This window comes from Roseivivax sp. CAU 1753, assembly GCF_054482575.1.
The window spans coordinates 1-8,479 of sequence record NZ_JBTLRF010000023.1 but is presented as its reverse complement, the minus strand read 5'-3'; the positions used below and the strand labels follow the sequence as shown (position 1 = coordinate 8,479).

The following is an 8,479-nucleotide window of genomic DNA, read 5'->3' as shown; positions in this document are numbered from 1 at the left end:
ACCTCCTGTCTGACGGTGGGAAGACCCCAATCGTCAGCCCAGAAAGCCCGGCCACATAGAAAAACGCTGAGATGACGCACCGACGCCAGCCACGGGCACCATTGCCGCGGAGCGGCTTAGTCCTCCCGCCCTACCTGCGCGACGGCGAAGGAGCACGGGCGGCCCACAGCTGACGTCGGTGGTCCGTGCGGCGAACGACAGCAGCGAACCCAAACTGACCACGAAGTCCCTCGTCGGCTTTGTGCATGCAGCGAGATGCCAATCGCTGTGAACCGCCCTGGCCGGAACTTCGGCCTGAGCGCGGGGATCTTCCTTACATTGCCGAAGCGGTCGTGTAGTCGAAAGCCTGTAGTCGCCGCTTAGCGAAATATCGCGCTCGTTGCCCGCCTTTCGATCCCTATCGAATTTCCTCGTGCGCCATGCTGAGTAGCCACTCCATCACCCGATGTGCCGCCTCGGATGCGCCCTGACGAGGCAGAAGGGCGTAGAAATCCTGACCACCCTCCAGTGCGGCTTGGACAGCACGCACCAGGCGACCGGCATCAAGGTCACGCTGCACAAGGAAACGGCTGGCCAGGGCGACACCCTGACCGGCCAAGGCTGCGTCGAGACTCAGGGTCGTCTGGCTGAAGTGCAGACCGCGTGACGCCGTCGGCACGGTTCCGAAGGCCATCTCAAGAAACTGCGGCCAGAGATCGTGCGCGTCGTGCAGCAGGGTCATACGGGACAGTGCGGCCGCATCGATAGGAAGGTTGTCCGGGGACGTGAGCTGCGGTGAGCAGACTGCGACAACCTGCTGCGGGAACAGCAACTCGGTGCGCAGGCTTGCCCCGAACGGCGGGCGCCCCTGCCGCACCGCGATGTCGATGCCGTCGGCGTGGAAGCTCATGACCCGCTCAGTGGCGGTGATCCGGAGGTCGATCCCCGGATGGGCCTCGGTGAACTCGGCGAGCCGCGGGATGAGCCATTTCGAGGCGAAGGTCGGGGTCACGCTGATCGTCACGCGCGAGGGCGTCTCCAGGAGCGCCCCCGTCGCGTCGGAGAGCTGGGAGAAGGCCCGGGCGACCGCGGCATGGTAAGTCCGCCCCTCTTCGGTGAAGCTAAGCCCCCGCGGCTCGCGCAGGAACAGGCGCAGGCCGAGATGCTTCTCAAGACCGCGCACCTGCTGCGCCACGGCGCCCTGCGTCACGCCCAGTTCCTCAGCCGCTGCACGGAAGGACAAGTGCCTGCCGGCTGCCGAGAAAGCGCGCAGGCCGTTCAGGGACGGCAGATTGGCTTCGCTCGTCACGATAGTTCTCCTACACCCGCGCAACAGCTGCGCTTGGCTGGCCGCACGCGCCTCTTCTCCGTATCTAAAACATGCATAGGCGAGTTCGATGCCACGGAAAAGAGATGGAGAGTTTAGAGATGGCGATAGAAAAAGTAGCTCTGATCACAGCGGGCGGCAGCGGCATGGGCGCTGGCGCGGCGCGGCGGCTGGCGGCCGATGGCTTCAAGGTCGGGGTGCTCTCCTCTTCCGGCAAGGGCGAGGCCTTGGGGGAGGAGCTTGGCGGCTTCGGGGCCACCGGTTCCAACCGCTCAGTCAAGGACCTGAAGCGTCTCGTCGACGGCGCTATGGATCGCTGGCAGCGGATCGACGTGCTGGTGAACTCGGCAGGGCACGGCCCCAAGGGTGACATCCTCGAGATCACCGACGAGGACTGGCACGACGGGCTCGACGTCTATCTGATGAACGTGATCCGCCCGACCCGGCTGGTCACGCCGATCATGGCAGCCCAGGGCGGCGGGGCGATCATCAACATCTCGACCTTCGCCGCCTTCGAGCCCGACCCGCTTTTCCCGACCTCCGGCGTGTTCCGCGCAGGACTTGCCAGTTTCGCCAAGCTCTATGCCGACCGCTATGCGGCGCAGAACATCCGGATGAACAACGTGCTGCCCGGCTTCATCGACAGCCTGCCCGAAACAGAAGACCGGCGCGCGCGCATTCCCATGGGCCGCTACGGGCGCGAGGCGGAGGTCTCCTCGCTGATCGGCTGGCTCGCTTCCGATAGCGGCGGCTATGTCACCGGGCAGAACTGGCGGATCGACGGGGGGCTTACGCGTGGCGTCTGAGGGTGTCAGTCTCGCGGGCCGCGACGGCACAGCCTTCGTCGTGAAATGGGCGGCCTCCATCATCCAGATCCTTGGCTATGCCGGCACCGCCTTTGGCTGGACGCCGTGGAACCTCTACCTCTTCATCGTTGGGGTTCTCGGCTGGCTGATCGTCGGGGTGCTCTGGAACGACCGGGCGATCATGTTGATCCACTTTGTCGCTCTCGGCGCGATGCTGGCGGGCATGGCGCGCACGTGAAGGAGGGCGCCGTCACGCGGCGCCGTTCATCCTAAGTCCGTGCCCCAGCCGCTTCGCGCTGAGCACGGCGGTATCGCGATGCAGCGACCAAGCTTGTGTCAGACCCTCCAATATCACCAACAGATCGATTTCGCGGCCGTCGAGCCCGGTGGCTGCGGCGGCGCGGCGGGCCACCTCTGCCTTGTGCCGCGCCAGCAGCGCGCGTAGCCCTTCGCTGCCTGGGTCTGCGGCGACCGCTCCGTGGAACAGGCAGCCATGCGAAGTCTCCGTCGCCATCCAGGCCCCGACCCGTTCAAACAGCACGTCGAGCACCGCCTCCTGCGCCGCGGGCAGGTCATCGAAGAGGTGCGAAAGATAGCGCCCGTGGCGATGCTCCAGCGCTGCCACCACCATGTCGGCGCGTGATGGCGTATATTTGTAAAGCGTGCGCAGGCTGACGCCCGCTGCATCGCGCAGATCCTCGACGCTGGGCTCGGCAAAGCCCCGGGCGGCGAAGGCTTGCTCAAGTCCTGCGGCAATCTTGGTTTTGGTATCTGTCATGCTTGACGCTGTAGAGTGATCCCTCTACCTACGCAAGTAGAGTAATCATTCTACACGATGGAGCGACATGATGACCCTTCCCGAGACGATGAAGGCGATGGTTCTGACAGGCCATGGCGGTCTCGACAAACTGGAGTGGCGAGAGGACGTGCGCGTGCCGCACCCCGGAGCGGGCGAGGTGCTGATCCGCGTGGGCGCCTCGGCGGTGAACAACACCGATGTGAACACCCGCACCGGCTGGTATTCGAAAGCGGTGCGCGGAGATACGAACTCCGCGGCGGCCACGGGCTATGACGGTGCCTCGGACGCCGATGGCGCCTGGTCCGGGGCACTGAGCTTTCCGCGCATCCAGGGCGCCGATTGCTGCGGCGAGATTGTCGCGGTCGGCGACGGGGTCGACATCACGCGCGTCGGCGAACGGGTGCTGGTGCGACCCATGCACCGACCCGCCGGAGGAGATGCGGAGGCGCTCGTCACCTTCGGCTCGGAGCGCGACGGCGGCTTTGCCGAGTTCACCACTGTCGAGGACGAACACGCACTCCGCATCGACAGCCCACTTGCCGACGTGGAACTGGCCTCCTTCCCCTGCGCCTTCTCGACCGCCGAGGGGATGATCCAGCGGGCCGGGCTTGGCGAAGAGCGAGTGCTGATCACCGGCGCCTCGGGCGGCGTCGGCTCTGCGGCCGTGCAGCTCGCCAAGCGACGCGGCGCGCATGTCACGGCAGTGACCAGCCCGGCCAAGGTCGCCGACCTGAAAGCGCTCGGTGCCGACGCCATTATCGGACGCGAAGACGCCGTGCCGGAGGAGGCCGTCGACGTCGTTCTCGACCTCGTCGGCGGGCCACGCTGGCCCGCGCTGCTCGAGGCGCTGGCGGTGCGTGGTCGCTATGTCACCTCAGGGGCCATTGCCGGTCCGATCGTGGAGCTGGACCTGCGCACGCTTTACCTCAAGGACCTGACACTGATCGGCAGCACTCGGCAGGACCCAGAAGTCTTTACCGACCTTGTGGGCTATATCGAACGGGGTGAGATCCGACCGATTCTCGCAGAGACCTACGCGCTGCGCGACCTGCGCGACGCGCAGGAAGCGTTTCTCAAGAAGTCCCACATGGGCAAGATCGGGATCGAAATTGCAGGCTAACGCCTCACGTAGGGAAGTTCCCAAGGCGGGGTGATGTCAGATCATGACGTCGCCCTGCTTCACCGGATTGACCCGGCGCCCCTCAGTCTTTCTCACCGTAATGCGCGAGGAACATCTGCACGCAGTCGGCAATGACGGCCTCCGCGTCCAGATCGGCCTTTTCGCCCAAAAGGAACTCGGGCCACATCAGGAAATGCTTGATCATCGACAGAAGCTGCCCGGCGGCAAAGCCCGGCTCGGCCTGGCGCAGCGCTCCGGCCTGCATTGCCTCGCCGATCAGCGCCTGGATCGGGCCGTCCTGCATCGCCGCCTTTGCAAAGAAGGCCTGCGCGAGATCCTGATCGCGCAAAAGCTCTGACATCACCAGCCGGTTCAGGCCCATGTATTCTGAGCCCGAGAGGTGGCCTATGTAATCCCGCGCCGCCGCGATCAGCTGTTCTCGCAGCGGGGCCTCAGGGTTGTAGCGCAGCTTCGGCGTGGCGGCGATCTGCTCGAGCAGGATGTCGGTGATGGCCTGGAACAGCACCTCCTTGCTCTCGAAATGCTTGTAGAGCGTGCGCTTCGAGACCTCGGCCAGTTCGGCGATTCTGTTCACCCGCGCCGCCGGAAACCCCTGTTCGCGGAACTCTTGGATTGCGGCGTCCAGAATATCTTTTCGTTTCTTTTCAGTCAGTTTCATCGGTCATGCCCCGTTCGGCCGGAAAAATGTAAACACGGGGGTTTACTGGATGCGTCCTCCCCTCTATGTAAACATCACAGTTTACAAACGCAAGCGCCGCGGCGCAGAGGACATCACGATGAAATACAAGCAGCTTGGACATTCCGGTCTCTATGTTTCCGAACTGACGCTGGGCACCATGACCTTCGACAACGAAGGCGGCAGCTATGCCGATCTGGTGGGGGCCACCGGCCAGGAGCTGGCAACCCGGATGGTCGATCTGGCCATCGAGGCGGGCGTCAACATCTTCGACACCGCCAATGTCTACAGCTCGGGCGTCTCGGAAGAGATGCTGGGCGTGGCGCTGGGATCGCGTCGTCAGGACACCCTCATCGCCACCAAGCTCTACAACACCATGACCACCGGCCCGAACGATCTGGGCACCAGCCGGCTGGCCATCATGCGCGAGGTGGAGGGCAGCCTGAAGCGGTTGGGCACCGATTACATCGACCTCTACCAGGTGCATAACTTCGACATCACTACGCCGCTGGAAGAGACGCTGCGCGCACTTGACGATCTCGTGCGGCAGGGCAAGGTGCGCTACATCGGCCTGTCGAACTTTGCCGGCTGGCAGATCGCCAAGGCGGACGGCGTGGCGCGGCTTCTGGGCACCGAGCGGTTCGTCTCGGCGCAGTCCTACTACAGCCTCGTCGGCCGCGAGCTTGAGCGCGAGATCCTCCCCGCCGTGCGCGACCTCGGTCTCGGCACCTTTATCTGGAGCCCGCTGGCCAGCGGTTTCCTGAGCGGCAAATACACCCGCGAGGCCAAAGGCTCCGGCCGCCGCGCCGCCTTCGATTTCCCGCCGGTCGCCAAGGATCAAGGGTTCGACATCATCGAGACGCTGGCGCAGATCGCCGAGAAAAAGGGCGCCTCGGTGGCGCAGATCGCTCTGGCCTGGCTGCTGCACAAGCCCGGCGTCACCAGCGTGATCGTCGGCGCCCGCAAGGAGGCGCAGTTGGTCGACAACCTGAAAGCCGCCGACATCAGCTTGAGCGAAGCGGAGATGGCGCGGCTCGACGAGGTCAGCGCGCTCAAGCCCGAATACCCCGGCTACCTGCCGGTCTGGCGGCGCGGTGACACGCTGTTCGGCCAGCTTCACGACTGACGCAAAGAAACGGCGCCCGGAACAGACCCGAGCGCCCCCCTCCATAGACACATACCAAGGACCAGACAGATGGCTGACACGACTTTCGGACCCAAGGGCTGGACGCCCGCACGCCTCGGCAATCTTGCCGGCAAGACCTATGTGATCACCGGCGCCAATGCCGGCGCAGGCTTCCAGGCTGCGCGCATCCTCCTGAGCAAGGGCGCGGAGGTGGTGATGCTGAACCGCAGCGCCGAGAAATCCGCCGTCGCCGTGAAGGAGTTGAAACAGGAGTTCGGCACCGCCGCCGCCGTGCGCTTCATCCGAATGGACCTGGCCGAGCAGGCCTCGGTCCGCGAAGCCGCCGAAGTGGTGCTGAAAACCACGCCGCGCATCGACGCGCTGATCTGCAACGCCGCCATCGCCCAGGTGCCGACGCGCAAGTTGACGCCCGATGGTTTCGAGAGTCAGCTCGGCACCAACCACTACGGCCACTTCACCCTGTGCGGGATGCTGTTCGACCGGATCGAGGCGTCACAGGGCCGGATCGTCGTCGTCGCCAGCCTCGGCTATAACATGGGTCTGAAGACGATCCGCTTCGACGACATGAACTGGGACAAGGGCTATGGCCCGAACACCGCTTACAGCCAGAGCAAGCTGGCGCAGATGATGATCGCCTATGAGCTTCAGGACCGGCTGGAAGCCGCCGGACGCACGGGCGTGAAGGTTTTCGTCTGCCACCCGGGCTCGTCCGCGACCTCGCTGATCTCGACCAGCGGCAGCCGGGCCATGCGCGCCATCTGGTGGCTGATGACCAAGACGCCGATGGTGCAGACCGCCGAGCAGGGGGCCTACCCCGAGGTCATGTGCGCCACCGAAGAGGCGCTGACCGAGCAGCGGGCGCTCTATGGCCCGACCGGCACCCGCGAGTTCGTCGGCCCGGTGGGCAAGGGCACGCTGAACGCCCACGCCTATGACAAGCCGGTCATGGTCAAGCTCTGGGAGCGGTCCGAGGCGGACACCGGTTTCACCTGGCAGCTGTAACCTGGCGCCCGGGGGAAGCGCCGAGACACTCGGACCCACCCCGGTGCCATCCCTCCAATCGAAAGGTAACCCCATGGACATCGTCAAGACCGCTTCCGACTGGGGACGGTTCGAATTGCTCTCCACCGTTGCGTTCCTGACCTTCGGAATGGCATTCGGGCTGGCAGGTCTGGGCTTCCGGCAGCTTGCCACGACCGACCTGGCACGGGCCTTCACGGTTCCGATGCTGGTGGCGGGCGGGCTGTTGCTGATCCTCGGCGTCGGCCTGTTTTTCCCCGCGCAAGCCCGGCTCGCAGGCGTCCCGGCGGCCTTCGGCGGAGATCCTGCGGGCTTTATCGCCACCGAGATCACTCGTGCCGACAAGGTGCTGAACGACTACCGCATCGCGGTCTTCAGGGTCTTCCCGGCGATCATCGCCCTCTGCGCTCTGGCGCTCCCCTTCCTCGACGGGCCCTATTGGCGCGCGAGCCTGATCACCGCTATCGCCTTGTTCACGGTTCTTATCCTCATTGACAGCAACGCCAACGCCCGACTCCAGGATTACAGGCAGCAGCTGTCGATGGCAGAGGGATCGACATGATCATTGGCGTCCGCGCCGGAGTGTCGGGAGTGCCTCAGCAGGGCACGGAATCTTCTCAGCTCAGTTGTGCAATTCGTGACGGCAGCATGCCGGCCAGCATATCGGCGGACAACTCATGACCAAGCGTATTCTCATCTTCGGCGCGACCGGCACCGTGGGGTCGGGTGCCCTTCTTGAATGTCTCGATCACCCGGAGATCATGGAAGTGATCTGCATTCTGCGCCGTTCGAGCGGCCGCACCCACCCCAAGCTACGCGAGATCCTGCACAGCGATTTCGAGGATTTCTCGGCCATCGCGAGGGACTTCGCCGGAATCGATGCCTGTTTCTGGGCCTTGGGATCGCCAAGTTCGGGACATACTACGGAGGAGTTCACCCGGATCGAGCATGGCTTTGTGTCCGCCGCGGTCAAGGCGCTCTACGACCAAAGCCGCCAGTGCCGATTTGTCTTCGTCTCTGGTCCGGGCGCGGACAGGTCCGAGACGTCCCGCCAACTGTGGGCGCGGATCAAGGGACGCGCCGAGAATACCGTGTTGAAAACTGGCTTCAGGCAGGCCGTAGTGTTTCAGCCCGGGGCTATCGCCGCCCGTCGGGGTATCCGGCACAGCGTTCCGCTATACGGCCTGGTGGCGAAACTGGCGCCGCTGATGCGCCCGTTTGGCATGGGCACATCGACCCAAGAGATCGGGCGGGCCTTTGTGGCGGTGGCGCTTGGTCGTGCCGCCGTTGACCCGTAGGGAGTGCCATTGAACTCCGCGGCGATCAACGCCCTTGCCCGCTTGGCAATGTGATCTCAAGGAAGCGAGCATACATTGCGTCGGCAAGAAGCAAGTGATGACACACCGAATGTCCGCTCGAAGATGGCGCGCTGCTATCTCTTGCACGCGCAGCGAACTTCCGCTTCCCTGAAGGTTTTTCGATGCGGGCCGCGGCGCGACGTGGGCGGCCGGGAGGTGGCGGCTCGCGTTGACAAACCTCGGAAGGAGGAAGCCGCGGGGGGCTTGGATCAGGCTATGGGGAAAG

Annotated in this window: 10 protein-coding genes; 7 read left to right on the top strand and 3 right to left on the bottom strand. The window is 64.7% G+C overall.

All coding sequences use genetic code 11. The features are described 5' to 3' along the window. Positions 1-397 precede the first annotated feature (397 nt). Positions 398-1,288, bottom strand: coding sequence for a LysR substrate-binding domain-containing protein (locus ACXYMN_RS19660; protein WP_459015773.1), 891 nt, complete (start codon positions 1,286-1,288; stop codon positions 398-400). Between the two features lie 119 nt (positions 1,289-1,407). On the opposite strand from ACXYMN_RS19660, the gene ACXYMN_RS19655 reads away from it, so the two are divergent. Together ACXYMN_RS19655 and ACXYMN_RS19650 are read left to right on the top strand one after the other, a co-directional pair. Further along, a complete protein-coding gene (locus tag ACXYMN_RS19655) occupies positions 1,408-2,112 on the top strand; it encodes an SDR family oxidoreductase (RefSeq protein ID WP_459015772.1) in 705 nt (234 codons plus the stop codon). After that, positions 2,102-2,350, top strand: a complete 249-nt coding sequence (locus tag ACXYMN_RS19650; protein WP_459015771.1) for a DUF6552 family protein — start codon at positions 2,102-2,104, stop codon at positions 2,348-2,350. Before ACXYMN_RS19655 ends, ACXYMN_RS19650 begins: the two co-directional genes overlap by 11 nt. A gap of 12 nt (positions 2,351-2,362) precedes the next feature. On the opposite strand, the gene ACXYMN_RS19645 is transcribed toward ACXYMN_RS19650, so the two are convergent. Continuing rightward, complete coding sequence (locus ACXYMN_RS19645) at positions 2,363-2,890, bottom strand: TetR/AcrR family transcriptional regulator (RefSeq protein WP_459015769.1); 528 nt, start codon at positions 2,888-2,890, stop codon at positions 2,363-2,365. A 67-nt stretch (positions 2,891-2,957) separates the two neighbouring features. Between ACXYMN_RS19645 and ACXYMN_RS19640 the strand changes: the two genes are divergently transcribed. Continuing rightward, a complete protein-coding gene (locus tag ACXYMN_RS19640) occupies positions 2,958-4,031 on the top strand; it encodes an alcohol dehydrogenase family protein (RefSeq protein ID WP_459015767.1) in 1,074 nt (357 codons plus the stop codon). An 82-nt stretch (positions 4,032-4,113) separates the two neighbouring features. Here ACXYMN_RS19640 and ACXYMN_RS19635 read toward each other — a convergent pair whose 3' ends face one another. Further along, positions 4,114-4,710, bottom strand: coding sequence for a TetR/AcrR family transcriptional regulator (locus ACXYMN_RS19635; RefSeq protein ID WP_459015765.1), 597 nt, complete (start codon positions 4,708-4,710; stop codon positions 4,114-4,116). A gap of 118 nt (positions 4,711-4,828) precedes the next feature. On the opposite strand from ACXYMN_RS19635, the gene ACXYMN_RS19630 reads away from it, so the two are divergent. The 4 genes from ACXYMN_RS19630 to ACXYMN_RS19615 all read left to right on the top strand — a co-directional run bounded on the left by ACXYMN_RS19630 (position 4,829) and on the right by ACXYMN_RS19615 (position 8,193). Next, on the top strand, positions 4,829-5,854 hold the full coding sequence (locus tag ACXYMN_RS19630) for an aldo/keto reductase (RefSeq protein WP_459015763.1): 1,026 nt from the start codon (positions 4,829-4,831) through the stop codon (positions 5,852-5,854). Between the two features lie 69 nt (positions 5,855-5,923). Further along, positions 5,924-6,877, top strand: a complete 954-nt coding sequence (locus ACXYMN_RS19625; protein ID WP_459015762.1) for an SDR family oxidoreductase — start codon at positions 5,924-5,926, stop codon at positions 6,875-6,877. 73 nt (positions 6,878-6,950) lie between these two features. Further along, positions 6,951-7,457: a hypothetical protein gene (locus ACXYMN_RS19620; RefSeq protein ID WP_459015760.1), complete on the top strand. Its 507-nt coding sequence runs from the start codon at positions 6,951-6,953 to the stop codon at positions 7,455-7,457. 115 nt (positions 7,458-7,572) lie between these two features. Then, on the top strand, positions 7,573-8,193 hold the full coding sequence (locus ACXYMN_RS19615; RefSeq protein ID WP_459015758.1) for an NAD(P)H-binding protein: 621 nt from the start codon (positions 7,573-7,575) through the stop codon (positions 8,191-8,193). Positions 8,194-8,479 lie beyond the last annotated feature (286 nt).